This is a genomic window from Arthrobacter sp. R1-13 (genome assembly GCF_054161475.1).
Map to the genome: position 1 here is coordinate 2988472 of NZ_CP096420.1, position 22490 is coordinate 3010961.

Below are 22490 nucleotides of genomic sequence, written 5' to 3' on the forward strand. Positions count from 1 at the left end.
CTCCGGCGCATTCTTTCGAGGCTCATTTGGTTCCCATTCTGTACTGTCTCTCCGATTGACCCGGGTGTCCGGGTGTTTTTCCAAACATCTCTAAAGGCCCAGACTGATTGCTGCAAGGCCAGGGAAAACTGCAAAAACTACTGTCAGGGGAAGCACGCCGAACACCACGGGCACCATCATGGCAATCTCCTTTTTGCCCGCCGCCTCCATCAGGTCGCGCTTGGCGGTGTCCCGTACATCCTGGGCCTGGGCCCGCAGCACGTCCGCCAATGGCGTTCCACGCTCCACAGCCACCACTATCCCGTCCACAAATCGCACGAGAGGTCCCAAATCCGTGCGGGCCGAAAACTCCTGCAGCGCTTCCACCAAGGGTTTGCCGGCCCTAGTTTCGGCGAGTACCCGGCTGAACTCCTTGGACAGTTCCCCGCTGGAGCTACGGCAAACCCTGTCGAGCGCTCCCGAAGCGCTCTCCCCTGCGCTCACGGCAAGCGCCATCAACTCTGCGAGGCTGGGAAATTCGGCCATCATCCGGGACTCCCGGGTTTTGATTTGGACGCCGAGCCAATAGTCCCGAAACAGGAAGGCGCAAAGAGCGCTTCCCAGAACAGCAACAACGGCAAGGAATGGAGAAAAACTCCCATTCACAGCCGCTGCGGCCACAACACCCGTTGCGACAAGGAACCCGCAGATCGCCCACAGCACCTGCTCTGCCCGAAAGTCGACAGCGGATTTATTGATACCGGCCTGTGCCATTCGACGGCTCAACACGGACGAACCCATGTTGAGCCTGTTGAGTGAAGCCAGACCATCATGAACAAGCGGGCGGAATATGCGATCCAATAATCCGAACGGAGTGATGCGCTGGCTGTCCTCCAACAAAAGCCGGGACTCGACGTTCTGGGACCTAAGTTGCGGCTCAATGCGCTCGAGAAACGACGGTGGCCGCATGAAGGGAAGACGGGCCAAGAGCAACCACAACCCGGCGCCAAGTGCTGATCCACAAACGAGCGCACTCGCTGACAGCACCGTCATCTCAGAACGCGTTCGTCTTGGGGCAGGGCCCCGATCCGCAGCATGATCGAATAACACACCACAGAGACAACGAGTCCGCCCAAAAGCACCGCAGCACCGAGCGGGGTGTTGTAGGCGGCGACAGCCTCGGGCCGGCTTGCCAACAGCACCATGACAATCCAGGGAGCGGCAACAGCCAAGCGTGCCGCATTCACGGTCCAGGACTGTCTGGCTTCAAGCTCGCTGCGCGTTCGCGCGCTCTCGCGCAGGAACTCGGACAGTGTCCCCAGGAGTCGGCCGAGGTCAGATCCTCCCACGTCGCGTGTGAGCCTCAGGGCCTCGACTATTCGATCTGCAACCGGGTCAGCAAGCCTTTCTTTCAGCCGGTTGAGTGCAGGATCAAACTGGCCGCCGGAACGGTAATCTGCTCCAAAGTCCCGGAAAATGTGGCGGAGTTCTTCGGGTCCTTTGTCGCCCAGCTGGATCAAGGCTTCGGGGAGCGACAGCCCTGCGCGAATAGCCGAGCGTAAGTGGTCAACGAGATCCGGCCAGAGCTGTCGCAGGACAGCCGTTCGCTTTATCGCGCGCCACCTGACCAGTGCCACTGGAAACCATCCTCCGAAAAGGCCAAAGCAGCACGAGATCGGCAGTGAGCGGGTCACAATGAAGAACACCAAAGCAACGAAGACCGCAAGTCCCAGACATGTAGCAATCAGGCCAAGCCGTGACACCTTTTCAATCCCGGCATTTCTAAGCAAATCCTCCAAGCGGCTGGTCCTGCGCGGACGCTCCGACCGCTCTCCGGATTCTTCCCACGCAGACCACCAGATCAGGAAGAAGCCCGCTCCAGCCAGCACCCCGAGAAGCGGCGCCATCAGCTCGCCTCGAGCAACGCTGAGACATCGTAGCCGGCACGGGCAAACTTCTCTGACGACGGTATGGAGTTGGGCCGCGGTTGAAGCTGGCCATCGACTAACGCGAAAACCATGGATGACTCAATAACTCCGTTTTCCACCCTGCGGCCCAAGGACAATATCTCGGTGACCTGTCTTCTCCCATTCGCCTGACGGCTGCAGTGCACCACTAGGTCGATACAGGAAGCCACGGTAGGAACAACAAATGCACTTGAAATGTTCTCGCCCGCCAACAACGGCAGCGTGCAGATTTTGGTCACGGCATCGTGAGCTGAGTTGGCATGGACTGTGCACATTCCTGGCAGACCTGAATTCAGTGCAATAAGCATGTCCAGGCTTTCCGCCTCCCTGACCTCGCCTACGACCAGCCGGTCCGGCCTCATGCGAAGTGCTTCCTTTACAAGGCGGCGCAGGGGGATTTCGCCCTCCCCTTCAAGGTTGGCTTGACGGCATTGCAGTCCGACTACGTCCCGGAGCGGGAACTGCAGCTCGAAGATCTCCTCCACGGTGATCACGCGTTCACGTGTCCCGATGCTTGCCGCGAGGCAGTTGAGCATAGTCGTTTTGCCCGCTTGTGTTGCTCCCGAGACGAGAATGTTCAACCCGCTCGAAACTGCGGCGCCAAGAAATCGTGCTGACTGAGGAGTCAGGGTGCCAAGCTCAACCAAATGCTCCAACCTGCTTGCCTTGACGATGAACTTCCGGATATTGACAGCCCAATGGCGTCTGGTCACATCAGGAATAACGACGTGGAGACGGGATCCATCGGGAAGCGCGGCATCCACAAAGGGTGACGACATATCCAGCCGCCTGCCGGAGCTCTTCAACATCCGCTCTACGAGGTCCCTGACCTGCTGATCGGTCAGGCTGAGCGAGGTCAGCTCCGATTCACCGTTACGTGCCACGAAAATCTCGTTTGGAGCATTAAGCCAGATTTCCTCGATGGTGGGATCGTCCAGCAATGGCTGCAAGGTTCCGAATCCGGCTACTGCATCAAAAACGAAGCGCCGGGCCGTGTCCAGAGACCCGATGGGCGGCAGGGGTCCCATAAGCGCGCGCTCATCATAATCACTGACAGCCGCCTCCACGAGCCTCCGGACTTCTCCCGCCTGCCGCAGCGGATCCAGTCCCCTTCGGCGGATAAGCTCCCGTACTTCATCCTCGACGATCTGGACCGCGTCCATATGTTCCCCAATACGTCTGCCACCCCCGGCTGAGGCAGTGCAATTGGCTTAAAGCTAGAGCAGGGTACACGCATGGACAAAGTCAAACAGTGGTGACTGTGGAAAACTTCAGTGCCTTTGGTCACAGCGGTAACAACAGAAACACTGGTTTCATTGATGCGGCGATGTTATCGTGAGCCCGTTACGCCAGATATTTCCAAGTTCAGCGGCCTCTGGTTGTCTGACTGGACACGCAACTTAGTGCCGGGCTCGGGGGAGCTTGGCATGGTTCCCGGAGCTATAAATGATGCACTCACGTGTACGGTCTCAATCCCGGCAAAAATTCCTCGTGCCCGCCGTCCTTTTAACTGTCTCGCTACTGGCAGGTCCCTGGATCGTGATGCCAGCAAGTGCAACGGGAACTGAACCTGCGCCACCTCCCTCTTCCGCTCCTCCTGTTCCGCCGACCACCTCCACTCCTCTTGCTCCGGAGCCGCCGGCGGCCCCCTCTCCCGCACCCTCCCCCGCTTCCGAACCACCAGCTTCCGCACCCCCGGCCCCGGCCCTTGCACCGGACCCCTCGAAACGTCCCAGCCCAAGCGCAATGGCCCAAGCGATAGGGCCGGGCGGGGCTGAAATGGGCCAACGGTCTTCGCGAGTGGTTGCCAGCAAAGAAGATGCAACTGAGAAACAGCCCCCTGCCTTGGAATCCATGACCACGCAATCCATCGAAACTCAGGGCACCTGGATGCCCACCTTCGGAGTGCAAGGGCTGGATGTCAGCGGTCACCAGACCAGCGTCAACTGGCAGCAGCAATGGAACATGGGCGCCAGGTTCGCCTACGTCAAGGCAAGTGAGGGCAACTACTACACCAACGAGCTTTACAGTTCGCAGTACCAGGGATCCCGCAACGTCGGCATGATTCGAGGGGCCTACCACTTCGCCATTCCCAACTGGTCATCGGGATCCGATCAGGCACGATACTTCGTGAACAACGGCGGAGGCTGGTCGGCTGATGGCTACACACTCCCACCGGTGCTGGACTTCGAGTTCAACCCTTATGCTGGCCGCACCATTGACGGATTCTATTTCGGCGACACCTGCTACGGCATGTCCCCCGCCCAGCTGACGTCGTGGGTACGTGACTTCGGAAACACCATGCTCGCCCTGACCGGCAGGCTGCCCGTGATCTACACCAACACCTCCTGGTGGAAGCAGTGCACGGCTGACGCTGCCGGTTTCGGTAGCTATCCGCTGTGGATAGCGGCCTACCCGAGTTCTCCGACCAACAATGCCGGAGCTGTTCCTTCCAGCTGGAGCTCCTACAGCATGTGGCAGTACAGCAGTACAGGACCATTCGCCGGCGACTCCAACGTCTGGAACGGGACTTACGAGAACCTGCAGGATTTCGCGCGCTTCGCTGACGGCTATGGTGCCCGTTTCGCCATCGGTCCCAACGGCGGCACCATCTACGTCGTGGGAAACAAGACCAAATACCCGATCCCCAACTGGGAGACCTACCAGCTTTACTCCCGCGTCAACTCCCTGACCCGGGTCACCCAGCAATATTTGGACGCGTTGCCTACAGGTCCAGTGGTGGGCCGGTTCGCTAGGTCCGCCGACGGTTCGATCTATCTGATCGATTCGGGACGAAGATTCCACGTCCCCAGCTGCGGCATGATGAGCGATTTCGGCGGAGGCAACTGCACGAACTGGATACCCCTGTCGGGCGCCCAGCTGGGAATGTATACCGACGGCGGCATGCTGGCAAACGCCACCTCTTCGCCCACCGGAAAGCTCTTTTATGTCACGGGCGGCACGAAGCGCGAGTTCTTCGATGCACCGTCCCTCAGCCGCGCCGGCTTGCCTGCAGCCGTGATTCCTGCCAGTGATGCCCTGACCGCTTCGATGCCCTATGGGGCTCCCATTGTCCGCCAAGACGTGATCGTGGTGAACAGAAACACCCGGGAAGCATTCCTCTATACCGTCAACAAACTGCTGCCGGTCCCGACCTCCATCAATGCCGACAACGTTTGGGCAAGAGGAATCACCGCTGCTGCCCTCGACCCGCAGTCCCTTACCCAACTGGCCAAAGGCCCGGCGTTCATAGGATTCGCCGGAAACACGGCTGGAACCGCCAAGTTCGTCATCGGCTCAAACTATAAATATCTGATGTCGTCGGCCAGCCAATGGCCATCAACAACCGTCCAATTTTCAGACACCCTCCTGAATGCCATTGGCTCAGGCAGTTCGGTTGGCAGCCCAGCTTTCCTCAAATCAGTCAATTCGCCCGTGATTTATCGCTACGAAAACCAAGTAGCCCGGGAAGTTCCCAACCTGACCACTCTTTATCAATTCGGTGAGGGGCGGATTCCGCCTATCTATTCGTTGGCACCGAATACAGTCAACTCGCTGGCAAAAGGACCTACTCTGCTCCCGGCGGCCAAGCTCTATGTCGGCGATGCCAGCCCTGTCGTCTACCTCGTTGATGGAGCCAACAAGGCGCTTCAACTCGAGGATTTCAGGATCACTGACAGCATGGGGATCGGCGGTTACACCCGCGTCCCGCAAAGTGTCCTGTCCCTTTACACCAACACGGGTACTGTCCTGCCGGCCGTGACCTGCGGATCCACAAAGTTCCTGGGCTACCGTGGCGGTCTGTGGCGGCTCCCTGCCACCACTGGAACTGCCCAGCTGCCTGCACGGGTCCTTGAAGGGTCAACCTGCAGTTCGTTGCCCACTCCCCGAGGGAATATCGACAGCACGGTGTTCGTGAAGGCGCTCGACAACCCGGTGGTTTATCTGCTCCAGGACGGTGTCAAGAAGCCGGTGTCTTCCTGGTCAAGGCTGATGGAACTGAACCAGGGAAGCAGCTTTCCCGTAATCGCGGACTACGCACCCAGCGCCCTTGCTGCCATCCCCACCGGCAATCCGGCCTAGGCAGGGCTCTCGCGGCACAACAAAAGGAGGGCGGTACCGGAGGATTCCGGTACCGCCCTCCTTCGTCGTGGCTTGGGCCGACGCACAAGCCAACCGCGCCTACAGACTTTTACTTACCTTGCGCCAGCAGTTCCAGCAGGTACTTTCCGTAGCCGCTCTTGACCAACGGCTCCGCGCGCTTCCTGAGTCCGTCGTCGTCCAGGAATCCGAGTCGCCAGGAGATCTCCTCGGGGCAGCCGATGGAGAGGCCTTGACGCTTCTGGACCGTGTGGATGAACTCAGAGGCCTGGTTCAAGGAATCGAAGGTGCCGGTATCCAGCCATGCCGTTCCACGCGGGAGAATCTCGACCTGCAGCTTGCCGCGGTTCAGGTACTCCCGGTTTACGTCTGTGATCTCAAGCTCACCGCGCGGCGAGGGCTTCAGGTCACGGGCGATCTGCACGACGTCGTTGTCGTAAAAGTAAAGTCCTGGCACCGCATAGTGGCTGCGTGGCCGCTCAGGCTTCTCCTCCAAAGAGATGGCCTTGCCGTCTCCGTCAAATTCCACAACTCCATACGCCGAGGGATCTGCCACCCAGTAGCCAAAGACGGCACCGCCGTCGATGTCGGCAAAGCGGCGCAACTGCGTGCCCATGCCCCGCCCATAAAAGATGTTGTCACCCAGCACCAGGGCAACGGGACCGTCGCCGATGTGCTCAGCTCCGAGCACAAACGCCTGTGCCAGCCCGTCCGGAGAGGGCTGTTCCTTATAGGTGATGTTGACGCCGAACTGTGAGCCATCACCCAGCAGACGCTGGAACTGATCGGCGTCGTGAGGAGTGGTGATGACAAGAATGTCCTGGATGCCGGCCAGAATCAGTGTGGAAAGCGGATAGTAGATCATCGGCTTGTCATAGACGGGAACCAGCTGCTTGCTGATCCCCAGGGTAATGGGGTGAAGTCTGGAGCCGGTACCGCCGGCAAGGATAATTCCGCGCATGCAACCTATCTTTCCCTCTGGTGGGAAGTCCGGCCAAATCCGGTAACCTATGAAACTATGCAGCGACTTCTCGTAACCGGCGGCGCCGGATTCATTGGCTCGAACTTTGTCCACTATGTAATGGCCAATACGGACAACTATGTAACCGTACTGGATAAGCTCACATATGCGGGGAACCTTGAGTCACTCAAGGGGCTGCCGGAGGACCGGTTCCGTTTTGTTAAGGGTGACATCAGCGATGCGGAACTCGTCGATGGCCTCGTCTCCGACCACGACGTCGTGGTGCACTACGCTGCCGAATCGCACAATGACAACTCACTGCACGATCCGCGTCCGTTCCTGGATACAAACATCATCGGAACCTACACGCTCATTGAAGCCGCCCGGAAGTACAACAAGCGCTTCCACCACATCTCAACTGACGAGGTCTACGGGGACCTGGAGCTTGACGATCCGGAACGGTTTACTGAGGAAACCCCGTACAACCCGTCCAGCCCCTATTCCTCCACCAAGGCGGGGTCAGACCTCCTGGTGCGTGCGTGGGTGCGTTCGTTCGGTCTTCAGGCGACGATCAGCAACTGCTCCAACAATTACGGGCCGTACCAGCATGTCGAGAAGTTCATCCCGCGGCAGATCACTAACGCTATTGACGGTATCCGCCCCAAGCTCTATGGCAAGGGCGAAAACGTCCGGGACTGGATCCACGCAGACGACCATTCCTCCGCTGTGCTGACCATCATCGAAAAGGGCGTCGTCGGCGAAACCTACCTCATCGGCGCTGACGGTGAAAAGAACAACAAAGAAGTGGTAGAACTGATCCTCAGGCACATGGGCCAGGACAGTGGAGCCTACGACCATGTTGTGGACCGCGCTGGCCATGACCTTCGCTACGCCATCGACTCCAGCAAGCTCCGCAACGAACTTGGCTGGACACCGCAGTTCTCGGATTTCGACGCCGGCATTGAGGCCACCATCCAGTGGTACCGCGACAACGAGTCCTGGTGGCGGCCGCAGAAGTCGGCAACTGAGGCGAAATACAAGGAGCAGGGCCAGTAGGTATGGAGTTCCAGAAGAGGCTCAGCGCCACCGAAACACCCATTCCCGGCGTGATTCTTTTCGATCTTCCCGTGCATGGCGACAACCGTGGCTGGTTCAAGGAAAACTGGCAGCGCGAGAAGATGGTGGCCTTGGGCCTGCCGGACTTCAGCCCCGTACAAAACAACATCTCCTTCAACGACAAAAAGGGCACGACGCGCGGAATCCATGCGGAGCCGTGGGACAAGTTCGTTTCGGTGAGTACGGGAAAGATCTTCGGAGCCTGGGTGGACCTCAGGGAAGGACCAAGCTTCGGGAGCGTATTCACAGCGGAACTCGATGCCAGTAAAGCCATCTTCATTCCCAGGGGTGTTGCCAACTCCTACCAGACGCTGGAGGACAACACGTCCTACGTCTACCTGGTCAACGACCATTGGTCCGCTGATGCCGAGTACACGTTCCTGAATCTTGAGGATGAAACGGTAGCCATACCCTGGCCAATCCCCCTTGCTGAGGCGGAACTGTCGGACAAGGACAAGGCGCATCCACGGCTGGCCTCCGTCAAGCCAATGGGCCCACGCAAAACCTTGGTTCTCGGCGCAGACGGCCAACTTGGCACGGCACTGCGAGCGGCACTTGAAGGTGACCCGAACGTCGAATTTGCCGGCCGGGATGAGTTCGATCTTCTGGATCCGGCGTCTTTTGAAAGCCGTCACTGGCACAATTACAAAACCATCATCAACGCAGCGGCGTATACCGCCGTCGACGAGGCCGAAGAGCCGGAGGGCCGGCGTGCAGCCTGGGCGATCAACGCCGTCGCCGTCAGCCGCCTGGCGTCGGTTGCCGCCCGGAACAACATCACCCTCGTTCAGGTGTCCAGCGATTACGTGTTCGACGGTATTCAGCCCATCCACACCGAGGACGAGCCATTTACGCCTCTCGGGGTCTACGGCCAGACCAAGGCTGCAGGCGACGCAGTGACGGCAACAGTGCCCCGGCATTACATCGTGCGCACCAGTTGGGTCATCGGGGAGGGCAACAACTTCGTGCGCACCATGGCGTCGCTTGCCGGCCGCGGAATACAGCCGAACGTTGTGGATGACCAAGTGGGAAGGCTCAGTTTTGCCAGCGACATTGCGGCAGGAATTCTGCATCTGCTCACAACCGGATCAGAATATGGAACGTACAACCTGACCAACGATGGTGAGCCACAGTCTTGGGCACAAATCGCAGCTGACGTCTTTGAGCTAACCGGCGCGGACCGCTCCGACGTCAGCGGGGTCAGCACGGAAGAATACTTCCAAGGCAAAGCTGCGGCTCCCCGGCCGCTGAACAGTGTGCTGGATCTGAACAAGCTGAAATCGACAGGGTTCCAGCCGAGGAACGCACGTGAGGCGCTGGAGAGCTACCTGGCGGAAACAACCCTGAAGATCTGAACAACGGGCGCCCTCTCTTAGATGGCGACCGGAGTCAGCGTCAGCTGACCCCGGTCGCCATTCTTATGCCACTTCGGTGAGTTGGCGGGCCTCGCGTTGCCGGCCCATAAGCCCAATACTCACTACGTCACGGGCTCGTGAACCTGAGGGGCATCCGCAGGACTTTCCCCCATCGGATCCGTCGTTCCTGGCTCTTGACGCCTCCCGCGCCAGAACCTTACGCCTTCAACAGCGGCCCATAACAGGACCCCAACGGTCCCTATCAGCCAGGCTGTTACGCCTGCAGCCCACCCAGGCGGCGTAAATGACACGGCAACTGCGCGCCCAACCGAATCCGCGGGAATATCAACGGTGAGCAGGAATCCATCCAATGGTTCTCCCATCGTCCCGTTCTGAACCGTGTAGCCAGGCCAGGGCAACCTGCTTAGGGCTGCCTTTCCGCCCCCTTGAGGAACCTCATCTACGCGAAGCCGCACTTCTGTATCGGTGCGCGAAAGCTCAGTGAGTTTCGTATTCCCGCTCGTCCAGACAACCCCACCGGCCGAATGCAAGGGAACGTCACGGCTCCAGAGTTCAATCTCACCGTCGTCACTGACCATGCTCCAGCCCACCGGCGGTGCGGGGATCGTCACGGAGCCGGAACGTCCCACATAGTTGTTTACAGCGCCGGGAAGCTCATCGCCTTCAAACGATTTCTTGAGTATCTGGATGTTGTCAACGCTGAGCTCGTCCACGAGCATGATTCCGGTATCTGGCCGCTTTTCGAAGAGGTCGTCCAAGAGCTCAGCGCACGTTCCGCCCAGATATCGCACACAGAGCGTCCGGTTGTATTGCGTGAAGCCGACGAGCTGATACCTGTTGATCACCGATGCTTCACTCAGGTACCACGTATTCGCCATCAAAGTACGTGACCAGGTGGAATCATCTTGCGGATAGTCCAACGGGTCTCCCACTACCAGGACCTGGCCTTTGACACCGGCCAGGACTCCCTTGGGTATGTTGGCGTCGGCTGGGACATTGGCCCTGGAAAGGGGGCTGCCGTCCGTCGTCCGGTGCTGAAGGACAGATGCTCCGGCGCAGCCGATGGCGATAACGCCAGCGATAAGTACCGACGTCGACCATTTCCAATAGCGGAACCTGTTGCCCCGAAGGGCCCACCAAATCACTGCAACACCTGCCGCTGCAAGGCAACCGGTGAGGAAGACCGTCATGTACCGGTGGGGACTTTGTGCCCAGGCGCCATACATCCCAAAGGCAATCGCCCCGACGGCACCGAACAACGAAAGCTTGGATGGGTGACTGGCCAGGGCATGGGACAACAGCACGACACACAGCAGGATGCAGACCATCGCCAGATACGGCATGAACCGGGCCGGGTACCTCAGGGGACCAATGGTCGTCGGTAGGAGCACAAAGACGAGGGACAGCACCCCGAAGATCCAAATGTCGTGAATCCGTGGTGCGAAAGCGCGTATGCGGCGCCAGCTCAGGTAAGCGATCAGAGGCAGGAACCAGGCAATGTACAGGGCAGGCGCCGGAGCAGTGAATCCATTCCACCACCATGAGGGCATCATGGGCAGTGCAGTGGCAATGGTTGATCCCAACAACCCGGTGAGGTTCACGCCCATGTAGTTGTCGTTGAAGATTGCTGTCGTGCTGCGGGTGGTAACGGAAGCAGTCAGCACACCGGGCAGGTAAACCACCACTGCCACCAGCACGACAGCAAGTCCAACCGCTGCCGTTCGGAGAGCACTGGACCATTGACGGTGCCACAAGGCATTTATTCCTAGGGCGAGCAGCACGAAGCCGACTGCGACGGTTCCGGCGACATAACCGATCGTAACGATCAGGTATCCGATGAGGAATGGCCATAGTGGATTCCTGCCCGCGAAGGCCATGGATTTTAGAGTCAGCCAAAAATACGGGACCAGGGCCCAGGCCAGCGCGCCGGTCACCCAGGACGGTGCATCGAAGAACACCGTGAAGCCGTTCAAAGGGACCGCGATTCCGGCAACGAACGCCAAGGGCGGCGGGACGTTGAAGGAGCGGCTGAGAAGGAAGCATCCCACGCCGGCGCAGACGAGAATCGCCACCTTGATGATGGTGGTCACCAGGACCGCGTTTCCAGCCAGATAGACGAGGACACCGATGGCCATGATCAATGGATTCCAGGTGCCCCATTGACCCTCCGCGGTGTAGTTTCCGCTGGACCAGATGGCAGGGTTGAGAATAGGCACCTTGCCCGACAGCAGGCTGTCGCCCAGGTGATACCAGACGCCATAAGCTCCGTTTTCGGTGTCGTCCTGGAAGTAAAAACGGGGGGAACGGGCTAAGGGAATCAGGCTGAACAGCAACACGGTAGCTGCTGTTAGGGCGAGCCAAAGCCCGGAGGAGTTTTTGATTCCTTGTCCCGGCTCAGTCACACCAGGCTGCGGCTCCGTCACATCAGGCGCCGGCTCCGTCACACCAGGCTGCGCCGCACCCGTCGAGGAGAAATTCGAGGGGAATTCAGACGTTTTGTCCTTGAGAACCTTGGGCACTATTTGATCTTCCACAATGTGATTTCGGCCGTTTCTTCGCCAATTTTGTACCGGCTCTCGGAGACTTTGGTTCCGTCGACCTTGTCCTGCCATCCCTGCTCGCAGCCGCTGTCCGTCAAGACGTACTTCACGCCCGCTGACGCTGCTAGGGATTGTGCGAAGACGTAATGCTTTCGTTGTTCCAGGACCTCCCGCAATTTCGCTTCTTCCTTTGGCCAGGCAAGCCCGAGGTTGTAGAAGGCAGTCGGCAAGCCGGTGATGGCCTTTACCCGGAACTGACTGATACACGGATCAAACATGACCAGTTCTGAGGCCGTCCCGTCTTCTGCGCGGCCAATCTTCAGTTCGGAATCATCGTCCGTCAACGGTTTGGCGGCGTTCCTGATCGCAACAGACTGCTCATCCGAGAAGTTGGCGGTGCCGTAGGACTGGACGTATTCCGTGAACTTCGGGTAGTCACCGAAACTGACTGCAACCGCTGTCACAGTGACCAACGCTGCGATCGTCGCCGTCGCCACAGTTCCCGTCAAGCGGGGCTTGGTGATCTGAGTTGTATATGTTGCAGTCTTGACGCCACCGCCGTCGCTGGCTGACTCCTCGGCAAGGCTTGAGGTATCGATCGTGTCAGTCTGAACTGAACCGCGCCACAAGCGCCAGCTTTCCACGGCCACCTGGAGCAGGACCGGAACGGCAGCGGCAGTAACTATGGTGAAACTGTCGATCCAAAACCTGTAGGGTTCCTGGTTCGCTCCCCAGAGATCATTGCTGGCAACGACCGGCCAAGCGACCAGTGCCCCGACCGAGAAGGCGAGCCACGCCCGGTTTCGCTGCCGCAGTCCGGCCCAGAAGATCAGTGCCAGGAACAACAGCGGCACGAGCGCGGCCAACAATCCTGTTCCGAGTGGAACTCCAAGCGCCTTTGACGAAAGCTCGCGGTAGGTTAGGAAGTCGTCCTTGGCGGCGAGTCCCAGAAGGGTCCCGAGAATGGTCGGAGAGGCAGCAAGCGCCAATGCGGCGCAGGACGAAATCACCAGCGTCTTGTAGCGGAGCAGAAGTAGCAGGAACCCGGGGACCGCGGCCAGAACTCCTGCCATCAGCGTCGCGAGCGGCCCTGCGACAGAAGCTATGGTGGGTCCGCCGAGAAGTACTGCTGCCAGGATGCCGAGGCTTGCGATGCCATGGATTTTTCTTCCATAACTCAACAGGCCATAAGCCGCAGCAGCGTAGAGCAGAAGATAGACAGTGGTGAGGAAGGAATAAGTCTGGACGTTGGCGAGGAAACCTACCGCCCCTGCGGCAACAATAATCGCTGCTGAGCGTCTCCGCTGCGGGACAGGCTTCAGCCGGTGTCCTGCGGGGAAAGTGGCGCCTATGAGCAGGCAAACCGCGGTAACGGCAAGTGACAACGCCGCAGACTCTCCATTGAGCGTGAAGAGGACTCCGAAAGCGCCCCACAGTACAGCATGATTGTCCAAGGTATGGTGCCAGTTCCCGGTTGCGAGAACGGCAAAGGTGCCGATGATGCTGGGCACGAACCCGAGGGCTCCCAAGGCAGGAACTCCGGTCAGGCGGATCAGCAGCCAGCTGATGGCGACGACCATCAGCAACTGGAATGCAAGGCCTGTGACCTGCCAGGTCAGAATGATGTCCTTGTCGAAAAGCCGTGCAAGAAGGCCAAGGAAGACATAGTAAAGCCGCGGATAGTGATTGGTGCCGGTCTCCGTGAAAGGCTCGACGGCGGCAAGGTTGCCGTTGCGCACGTTGACGGCAATCGCCAAATATGAATACTGATCATACGCAAAATATTGGCGGAAGTTGTTCCAGGCAAAACCGGGGCTTTGGGTCAGAGGCCGAACCTGGAAAAACCAATACATGAGGCAAGAAAACGCAATGGCTCCGGTGGAAACAAGAGACCTCAACCGTACAGTGGGCATTTTGGCAGTCATCAAAGTCATATACGTTGGTTTCCCCGATAGTTCAGTCAGACCGGCCTGCTGCCGGGTACCTCGTTCTTAAGCCGCTCGATTACTAGAAAGATTCTAAGGCCTCCAGCCACAGCTGCAGTTTAGCCACAGTTGATTCTCCGGCATGCCGCGGCCCCGGCGTGACGGTAGACTTTGTGCACATGACGTACGAAACGACGGCTTCTCCCTCCAGCCCGCACCGCATCTCAATTGTGGTTCCTGTTTATCAAGGTGAGAAAACCCTCCCCGCCGTCGTCGCGGAGCTGATGGAGTACACCCAGCCGTCCGTCTCCCCTGGCGGAAACCCGTTCGTGGTCAGCGAGGTCCTCCTTGTTTTTGACCATGGGCCGGACGGGTCAGCGGGCGTCATCCGTGATCTAGCCGAGAAATATGATGTCGTCCGTGGAGTGTGGCTAAGCCGCAACTTCGGGCAGCACCCCGCCACATTGGCCGGAATGGCATCGGCCGGAGGCGACTGGGTCGTCACGATGGATGAAGACGGGCAACACGACCCCGCAGCCATACCGGCCCTCCTCGATACGGCTATGCAGAACCAGTCCACCCTGGTGTACGCAAATCCAAGCAACAAACCTCCTCACGGTTTCCTGAGGAACGCCGCTTCAGTTGGTGCCAAGAAAATGGTCTCGGCTCTGTTGTCCAGCAACGACGCCGCCAACTACCAGAGCTACCGGCTGCTCACGGGCGAAGTGGCCCGTTCGGTCGCCGCCTACGCGGGGAATGCCGTCTACCTGGATGTTGCCCTGGGCTGGATAGCATCCAACGTTTCCACCTGCCCCGTTGCACTGAGGGAAGAAGGTGACAGGCAATCGGGCTACAAGCTCAGGTCCCTGCTGTCGCATTTTTGGCGGATGGTCATTTCCAGCGGCACAAGGGCCCTGAGGCTGGTCAGCCTTATCGGGGCGCTCTTTGCCCTGATGGGAATCTGTCTGGCGATCTATCTTTTGATTGCGTACCTGACAGGGCACGGCGCCGGTCAGCAGGGGTGGACGTCCACGATGATCGTCATCCTTATCAGCACGGGTGCCATCCTCTTTTCTCTTGGCGTCATTGCTGAATACGTGGGCGTCAACGTGAACATGGCGATGGGCAAGCCTGCCTACCTCATCGTCAGCGATCCGGCAGTCGGTCCCCTCGGCCGGAGGCCGGAAACTCTCCCCCAACGACACAATGCCACGCAGGCCGCTGGAGGAACTACGCCTCATGCCTGATCCCACTTGGGTGATCGGGGCCGGCGGGCTCCTGGGCCGCGGTGTCTTGGCAGAATTGAAAAGCAGAGGGCATGAGGTTCTGACTTCGTCAATTCCCTGGAACGATCCCGCCGCTGCCAAAGATGCCCTCGCTGAGTCCGCCGTCGCTCTTCGTTCTCTCGCCGACGGGCGGCCCTGGGTGATTGCATGGTGCGCCGGAGCTGGAGTCACCGGCACTTCCCAAGCCGAACTCGATTCCGAACTGGAAGTATTTCAGTCAGCGCTCGATTCCTTTGGTGAAGTCCTGTGCGGACCGGATGCGGCCCCCGGCCGAATGTTCCTTGCCTCTTCGGCCGGTGGCGTCTATGCAGGGAGTTCCGAACCGCCCTACACGGAGGAAAGCCCCACGCAGCCTTTGGCCCCGTACGGGTTTGCGAAGCTTGCAGCGGAAGAATCAGCCGCTGATTTCGCCTTCAAAACGGGAACCCGCCTCGTCGTCGGCCGCGCAGCGAACCTGTATGGGCCGGGTCAGAACCTGGCCAAGCCCCAGGGCCTGATCTCTGTTTTTGCCAAGGCCCACCTGACCGGGCAGCCCGTCTCGGTGTACGTTTCGCTCGATACCCTACGCGATTACATCTTTATTGATGATGCCGCCGAACTGGTTACGGACTGCCTTGAGCGGCTGTCCGGCGAGGACATTCACGATGGGCAGACTGTTGTGAAAATCATAGCCACCCAGCGCGCTGACACTATCGGTGCAGTGATAGGGGCCTGCAAGACAGTCTTTAAGAGGCGGCCCCGAATAGTCCTTGGGGCATCGCCGTTTGCGAAGGCCCAAGCGCACGATCTGCGGTTCAAATCAGTGGTCTGGCCGGAACTGGACCGGCGGCCCTTCACTCCCCTTGCCGTCGGGATTGATGCAACGGTCAGGGATATGCAAACCCTCAGGAACGGACTCGGGCAGCTCTAGGGTTGAGCCTCGGAACGGTGATCGATATCGCATCCGCATGTCAGTGGCAGGATTCGGTACCCTTAATAGAGCGTTGGCGACAGGAAGAGACCGTAAAGAATTGAATATTCGAGAACTAGCGGCTGAGGTCCCGGAACGCAGGGGGGCCTGGAAATGGGCCTGTGCGACACCGCTGATTGCTACTGTGGCGGCGCTGATCCCGGTGATATTCAACCACCGCTTCTACTTTTACGACGATACCCAGATTGGCGCCTATCCGATTTGGGTGGAAATTGGCAAACTGCTGCGGGCCGGTGACTGGCCCATCTTCAGTGCTGCCGGCTGGCAAGCGGGTAACTACGCAGCCGAAGGACAGTGGGGCATCTTCAGCCCCGTCACGCTGCTGATCGGGCTTGCCGCATCCTTTGCAGGGAACGCGATCATTTTCTCCACGGCCGTGAAGATCGGGTTCCTGGCTCTCGCCAGCATCGGTGTCTATCTCCTGAGCCGCAGCTTCAGGGCCGTTCCACCACTGGCCTTTGTCGCAGGGGTGACGTCCACTTTGGCAGGCTTCACCGTCTATCTGGATGCACCGTCTTGGGTGACAGGCCTTATGGTGTGGGCATTCCTGCCGTTCGTTTGGTGGGCTCTGCGGCGTATGGCTTTTGACAGGAAGTCACCCCTGCCCGTGCTCGTTTCCGGCTATTTGCTCGTGACCGTTGGCTACGTTCACGGCACCATCATGATGGTGCTGGTTTTTGTCGCCTTCATCGCCGAAGTCCTGATCCGTCGGCATTGGAAGGCCTTGAGGCAGACGCTTGCCTCCGGCGTTGTTTTGGGACTCGTCGCTCTGGCGGTGTACCTGCCGGGAGTCCTGACCCTGGCCAGCACCGCACGAAAGACCGGAATCTCCAACACGAACTTCCTGACAGTAGACCTCACCGGTCTGGCCGGGTCAGCGCTCCCCAGCAACCTGCCCCAAGTCGCCTCATGGTGGTGGGGGCCGTTTGCACCGGTTCCCCTGACGTACATCGCCTGGTTCCTGCCCCTCTTCGCCATCATAAATTTCCACAAGCTCCGTCGGCTCACTCCGCCGATGGCAAGCCTGCCGGTTTTCCTGGTCTTCTCCTTGTTGCTGACACTTGCCCCCAGCGACATGGGACCTCTCCGGACGCCCGTCAGACTGATGCCCTACGTCGCTCTGACAGTCATCGTCCTGATCTGCGTCGCGCTCTCCCTTGCCCGTTTGAAGGCCATCTCACGGACCCGCTGGCTTGCAGTCGGCGGCTTGTTCCTGGCAAGTGTTTACCTCGGCTGGACCGGAAAGCCCGAGATGTGGACCGTCAGTGCCAGAATGTTCCTGATCATGGCAGCAGGCTTCGCCGTCATCGTCCTTGTCTTCTGGAAAGTGGATCGCGCGAAAAGAGCCGAAGGTATCTTCGCAGGAATACTGGTGGCCACATCGCTGGCGGTGGCCTTCCCCCAGCACAACTACTTCCCTGCTCCACCGGTCCAGGACTTCAAGATGCCTGGTGACACATCCAAGTACGGACAGCAACTCGAAGGCGCCGAAGGCCAGGCGATTGTGGTGGGTGCCCCGTCTTCCCTTGATGGAGCAGCCTGGGGTGAGACGCTGGTGGGCAACATGTGGTATCTGAACCCCGTTCCGGTCCACAACCTTTACAGTCCCATCCAGAACGCTGCGTATTCCAAGGACCTCTGCATCATTTCCCGCGGCGAAACATGCCGGGAGCTGACAACCAAGCTTTTCGAAATCGATCCGGCTTCAGGAAAACCACTCGCAGATCTCCTGCGGGTCGACACCGTGCAGGTTGTTCGGGATGCCGCGGACGCCCAGGGCGTCGAACTGGCCAAGGTGACACTCCCGTCTGGCTGGAGTGTGGCTTCCCGCACGCCGAACACCGTCATGTGGACCAGGGACGCACCTCTGGGCAACGTAGGCGCTCCCGTCTATTCGTCTGAAGGAACGGACGTTGAGCTGGTTCAGAATGAGGATTCTTCTGTCAGTTTCAAAGTCACCAAGGTTGGAAACGACGGCGGCAAGGTCACCCTAGGCAGGATTGCGTGGCCTGGTTACAGCGTCGACGGCGGAACGCTTGCGGACCCCCTGCGCGGATACCTCCTGACAGTGGACGTGGCACCGGACATGATCGGCAAGACGGTCACTGTGTCATTCCAGCCGCCGGGCTGGAACATCGAGCTGGCGGCCCTGGGCACGGCTTTGCTCCTCGGGGCCACCTGGTCGGTGCTGTTCGCCCTCAGACGACGCCGTGACCATCCACGAGCAGGGAAACTGCCCCCTGCTGCCCGGACGTCCGGCCCTGGCCCTGGCCCGCAGGATTTTGACGAGACAAAAGACAGATCAACAAATCCCTCCGAACCGGTAGGAGTAGCAGCGAAGGCACCATGGAACGAGGAGAGATAGTGACGACGGCCCCATTACCCGACGAGGATGAGCCGGTCCGCGGTATTCATTCGGGCCCGCCCGGCCCCCTGCTTAAGATCATCAAGGACCAACGCGTCGCATTCCTGCTCGTCGGAGGTGCCAACACCGCCTTCAGCACCGGCTTGTTTATTGTCCTTGCCCTGACCTTCCCGCAGTCACCGTCCTTTGTGCTGCTCACAGCTTCCTGGCTCGTGTCGCTCATTTCGGTGTTCTTTGTCTACCGTAAGCTCGTTTTCCGGGTAAAGGGCCACGTCTGGCTGGACCTCGGTAGATTCGCCTTGGTTAACCTGACATCCCTGCTGGTGAACATCGTGCTGCTGTCACTCTTCGCAGACATCCTTCAGTTCCCACGGATCCCCACACAGATTGCCATCACCGTGCTTTCGGTCTGCATCAGCTACTTCGGCCACCGATACTTCTCGTTTCGCCGCAAGGAACCGTCCCGACCGGCTGCAAGCACACCCACCCATGGAACCAAAGAGGAAGAAACGGCATGAGCCCCAAAGTCTCCATAGTCATCCCTGCCTACAACAACGTTCAGTACATTGCGGAAACGCTTGAGTCGGTGTTGAACCAGACCTTCGACGATTATGAAGTGGTGATCGCGGATCATTCCTCGATTGACGGAACCTCCGAAGTCATCGAGACCTATCGGAGCAACCCGCGCCTCCGGATTCTCTCGCCTACTCCCACGGGTGGCGGGGCGCAGGCCAACTGGAACCGCGTGAGCTCGGAAGCGCGTGGTCAGTACGTGAAACTTGTCTGTGGTGATGACCTCATCGCTCCGACGGCTCTCGAAGAACAGGTTGCGGCGTTTGACGCCAATCCCAGCGCCGTCCTTGTAGCTTCCCAAAGAGACCTTGTGGACTCAAAGGGCGACGTTTTCATTAAAAGCCGTGGACTGCAGGGCATTTCCGGGCTCGTCAGCGGCGTCAAGGCGGTCCGCGCGACCGTTCTGGCTGGATCGAATATCTTCGGCGAGCCGGCCTGCGTGATGTTCCGCCGTGAACTCCTCGAACAGGAAGGCGGCTGGGACAACACCAACCCTTATCTGATCGACCAGGCAACGTATGCCCGCATTTGCCTGCACGGGGACGTCGTCGCTCTTCGGAAAAGCCTGGCCACATTCCGGATCAGCGCCAGTCAATGGAGCGTCCGGCTCGCGAAGCAGCAGTCAGACCAGGCTATTGCGTTTCACCGGGAGATTGCGGCAAAGCATCCGGGGATCCTCAGTAAGACGGATCTCTACATCGGGAACCTGAAGGCCATCGGAATGTCCTACGCCCGGCGGCTTGCCTACATGCGGCTTGGCAAGCGCATGGGCCATGAGCTTGCCGTCGAAAGCACCGTCTAAGAGCCTTTCCGCTCGGCCGCGGTAGATTTATCGTGGCCGAGCGCAGGATCGTCTACGGCCCGTTCAGGAATGTGTTGCGTGGACATCACGCGCATCTTGCGACGCGCAGGCTCTTCAAAATGCCTCCACAGCATGTATCCCAGGACTGATACAACCACCGGCATCAGCGCAAAACCAACCTTTGCACCTACCGTGCCAGTCCCCAAAGCCTCCGGAAACGTCATCTGCATCTTCCAGAAGATTTCGATCAGCGGCATGTGGACCAGGTAGATGCTGTAGGACGCCATTCCGCCGATCACCAGGGCCCGTGTTCCAAGCAAGCGTGCAATGTGCCTGTCTGCCACGCCCAGTGTTCCCACCATCATGACAAGTACGGGGATCAGAAGACCCACGTATCGGGCACGCCCCGTGAGGTGCATGAAATAGCATCCAGCCACCAGGACGACGATGGCCAAAACCAGCAGATGGCTGGCGAGCATGCGCATACGTGCCCTGTCGGGCAGCCGCCGGACGATGTAGAACATCAAGGCTCCGGCGGTAAAGGCGCAGAGAATACGCAAAACCCACATCCATGGTCCGTAAAGGCCCAGGACATAGGAGAAAAAGACAACAGGGAACAGTACGACGGCGGCCATAACAACCAGCGAGCGCGTACTGAACGCCCTGTTGAGCCGAAAAATGAGTAGCGCGATGATGGGATACAGCAAGTACGCGAACGCTTCGGCGGATACAGACCACGCGGCACCGTTCCAGGTAAGGCGGTCAAACCCCGGCTCCGTCCACTGCACCACCAAGGTCAGCTGCCGCAGGAAACTGCCAATGCTGTAGTCCTTCACGGCAACAGGGTCTGCGCTCTGGCGGGCCAGAAGAATGCCATGCCAAATTGCGGTAAATACCAGCATGAAGGCATAGGCCGGCCACACACGTGCGAGCCTTGCCCACCAAAACTTGACGGTGGCTTGACGGTCCAGCCGGATACCCATCCGCTCGCCATAGTTCAGGGCGAGTACATAGCCGCTGAGGGCGAAAAAGAGATCAACGCCGAGCTCTCCGTGTGCCAAAAGGGGACCGATAACCGCGTCAAGCCAAGGGAATTCAGCAGCTATGTTTCCACGAACGTGGAAGAGGACCACCCACATCGCAGCCACAATGCGGACGCCGGTCAGAGCATGCACCTGCTGCACTGCGGCCGTGGCCGTTCGGGGCGGGGTCTCTAACACGGCGTTCGTTTGCACGCAGTTCCTTCGCGTTTCATCATTTAGGGACAACAGCGCCGGGCGAAAGGCACCTTGTCAAGAATACCGGATAGCCGCCGGCTCGATCGCTGCGGCTGGAGCGACGTACGGCCCTCTCCCTTCATGATACTTTCGGGGGATGGGCAATAATATTTATCTCGTTGCGTCCGCAGGGAACCCGAACTACGGCGACGAGTTGATCGTAGCGTCGTGGCTGCGATTCCTGGCAAGGGTGCGTCCGGAAGCTTCCATCTGGTTGGATTGCCCTCAGCCAGGCACTGCCAGCGCACTGTTTGCAGGTATGCACCCTCACCTGCGCACCACGAACACCCTTTGGCGTTCCTGTGCGGAGGCACCGGATCAGTCTGCCCAGGGTGTCTGGGACCATGTGGAGCGCATCGTTTCCCATGGCGGAACCCCCATGTACGACGTCGGCCTGATGCCCCTGGGTCAGGCGGACACTATCCATCTCCTGGGCGGTGGATACGTCAACGGCGTTTGGCCTGATCACGTTGGACTTGTAGCTGGAATGGCCGCTGCCGGAAGACTGAACGGCGCCCGTCTAATCGCTTCGGGACTTGGCCTGATGCCTCTTCCGGAGAACGCCGCGCAGCTCAAATCTACTGTCAGTTCATTTAGCAGTGCCAGCGTACGGGACGCGGCTAGTGCAGGAGCCATCGGGCTCGAAGTGGGGTTGGATGACGTATTCCTGGGCCTCCCCCACGAGCTGCAGCGAGCCGGCGGCTCCGAGGCTGTTCAGACGAGGGCAAAAGATGTAATGCTCTGTATTCAAAGCGACATGACCGATGACGAGACATTCACCCGGCTGCGGGACAAGCTCCATCTGGTGGTGGAGAAGGCACTGGCTAACGGACTCTCAGTCGGCTACATGGAAGCAATCCCTGGCTCTGACCGACGCATGTTCGATGCTTTGGAAGGGCTGATCCCCGAGGAGAACTTCGTTCCGTTCCTCTCTGTCTGGAACGATGGTCTGCCAGTACGGTCCGGTCAGGTGTGGTACACATCGAGATTCCATCCCCATATGATGGCCGCTGCTGCGGGGGCGCGCGGTGTGGCGATCGGCATTCTTGATGACTACTACGACGTCAAGCATCAATCACTGCTGGAGCTGGGAACCGGTTGGGCGTATGCCGCTTCCAAGAGCGAGGAGAACCTGCCGGAGCCAACCGGCAACTCAGACTTCCGGCAAGTCGCTCTCGGCTTGTCTGCGCGGAAAAGAACCGAAGCTTTGTCCTTGTACCCCTTGCCGTGAGTTCAACTGACTGGCGGCATC

16 protein-coding genes are annotated in these 22490 nt (G+C 59.2%); 9 read left to right on the forward strand and 7 right to left on the reverse strand.

Translation table 11 applies throughout. The features are described from left to right. Positions 1 to 90 precede the first annotated feature (90 nt). Genes M1D88_RS13865 through M1D88_RS13875 form a run of 3 tightly spaced genes read right to left on the reverse strand, consistent with a single transcriptional unit; the run spans position 91 to position 3109 of the window. Complete coding sequence (locus tag M1D88_RS13865) at positions 91 to 1032, reverse strand: type II secretion system F family protein (RefSeq protein ID WP_458111386.1); 942 nt, start codon at positions 1030 to 1032, stop codon at positions 91 to 93. Then, complete coding sequence (locus tag M1D88_RS13870; protein WP_458111387.1) at positions 1029 to 1886, reverse strand: type II secretion system F family protein; 858 nt, start codon at positions 1884 to 1886, stop codon at positions 1029 to 1031. The genes M1D88_RS13865 and M1D88_RS13870 overlap by 4 nt, the downstream gene beginning before the upstream one ends. Continuing rightward, on the reverse strand, positions 1886 to 3109 hold the full coding sequence (locus M1D88_RS13875; protein ID WP_458111388.1) for a CpaF family protein: 1224 nt from the start codon (positions 3107 to 3109) through the stop codon (positions 1886 to 1888). Before M1D88_RS13875 ends, M1D88_RS13870 begins: the two co-directional genes overlap by 1 nt. A gap of 691 nt (positions 3110 to 3800) precedes the next feature. Between M1D88_RS13875 and M1D88_RS13880 the strand changes: the two genes are divergently transcribed. Beyond that, a complete protein-coding gene (locus tag M1D88_RS13880) occupies positions 3801 to 6029 on the forward strand; it encodes a lysozyme (protein WP_458111389.1) in 2229 nt (742 codons plus the stop codon). Between the two features lie 109 nt (positions 6030 to 6138). Here M1D88_RS13880 and rfbA read toward each other — a convergent pair whose 3' ends face one another. Beyond that, positions 6139 to 7008: a glucose-1-phosphate thymidylyltransferase RfbA gene (gene rfbA / locus M1D88_RS13885; RefSeq protein WP_309106475.1), complete on the reverse strand. Its 870-nt coding sequence runs from the start codon at positions 7006 to 7008 to the stop codon at positions 6139 to 6141. A gap of 57 nt (positions 7009 to 7065) precedes the next feature. On the opposite strand from rfbA, the gene rfbB reads away from it, so the two are divergent. Further along, entirely contained in the window at positions 7066 to 8064 is a 999-nt protein-coding gene (rfbB, locus tag M1D88_RS13890; protein ID WP_458111390.1) for a dTDP-glucose 4,6-dehydratase, read from the forward strand. A 2-nt stretch (positions 8065 to 8066) separates the two neighbouring features. Continuing rightward, positions 8067 to 9479, forward strand: coding sequence for a sugar nucleotide-binding protein (locus tag M1D88_RS13895; protein WP_458111391.1), 1413 nt, complete (start codon positions 8067 to 8069; stop codon positions 9477 to 9479). Between the two features lie 122 nt (positions 9480 to 9601). On the opposite strand, the gene M1D88_RS13900 is transcribed toward M1D88_RS13895, so the two are convergent. Both M1D88_RS13900 and M1D88_RS13905 read right to left on the reverse strand, forming a co-directional pair. Then, entirely contained in the window at positions 9602 to 12034 is a 2433-nt protein-coding gene (locus M1D88_RS13900) for a hypothetical protein (RefSeq protein ID WP_458111392.1), read from the reverse strand. Then, a complete protein-coding gene (locus tag M1D88_RS13905) occupies positions 12019 to 13797 on the reverse strand; it encodes a hypothetical protein (protein ID WP_458111393.1) in 1779 nt (592 codons plus the stop codon). The genes M1D88_RS13900 and M1D88_RS13905 overlap by 16 nt, the downstream gene beginning before the upstream one ends. Positions 13798 to 14144: 347 nt before the next feature. Here M1D88_RS13905 and M1D88_RS13910 point away from each other — a divergent pair, with 347 nt between their 5' ends. The 5 genes from M1D88_RS13910 to M1D88_RS13930 all read left to right on the forward strand — a co-directional run bounded on the left by M1D88_RS13910 (position 14145) and on the right by M1D88_RS13930 (position 19961). Next, the gene (locus M1D88_RS13910) at positions 14145 to 15212 is read left to right on the forward strand and encodes a glycosyltransferase (protein WP_458111394.1); all 1068 of its coding nucleotides are present in this window, start codon (positions 14145 to 14147) and stop codon (positions 15210 to 15212) included. Beyond that, positions 15205 to 16161, forward strand: a complete 957-nt coding sequence (locus M1D88_RS13915) for an NAD-dependent epimerase/dehydratase family protein (RefSeq protein WP_458111395.1) — start codon at positions 15205 to 15207, stop codon at positions 16159 to 16161. The genes M1D88_RS13910 and M1D88_RS13915 overlap by 8 nt, the downstream gene beginning before the upstream one ends. Positions 16162 to 16345: 184 nt before the next feature. Beyond that, on the forward strand, positions 16346 to 18586 hold the full coding sequence (locus M1D88_RS13920) for a hypothetical protein (protein WP_458111396.1): 2241 nt from the start codon (positions 16346 to 16348) through the stop codon (positions 18584 to 18586). Then, entirely contained in the window at positions 18586 to 19104 is a 519-nt protein-coding gene (locus M1D88_RS13925) for a GtrA family protein (RefSeq protein ID WP_458111397.1), read from the forward strand. Before M1D88_RS13920 ends, M1D88_RS13925 begins: the two co-directional genes overlap by 1 nt. Further along, entirely contained in the window at positions 19101 to 19961 is an 861-nt protein-coding gene (locus tag M1D88_RS13930; protein ID WP_458111398.1) for a glycosyltransferase family 2 protein, read from the forward strand. Before M1D88_RS13925 ends, M1D88_RS13930 begins: the two co-directional genes overlap by 4 nt. Here M1D88_RS13930 and M1D88_RS13935 read toward each other — a convergent pair. Next, positions 19958 to 21196 carry an acyltransferase family protein gene (locus tag M1D88_RS13935; protein WP_458111399.1) on the reverse strand — a complete coding sequence of 413 codons (1239 nt, stop codon included), beginning with the start codon at positions 21194 to 21196 and terminating at the stop codon, positions 19958 to 19960. The genes M1D88_RS13930 and M1D88_RS13935 overlap by 4 nt on opposite strands. A gap of 139 nt (positions 21197 to 21335) precedes the next feature. Here M1D88_RS13935 and M1D88_RS13940 point away from each other — a divergent pair, with 139 nt between their 5' ends. Continuing rightward, positions 21336 to 22469, forward strand: coding sequence for a polysaccharide pyruvyl transferase family protein (locus M1D88_RS13940; protein WP_458111400.1), 1134 nt, complete (start codon positions 21336 to 21338; stop codon positions 22467 to 22469). Positions 22470 to 22490: the final 21 nt, after the last annotated feature.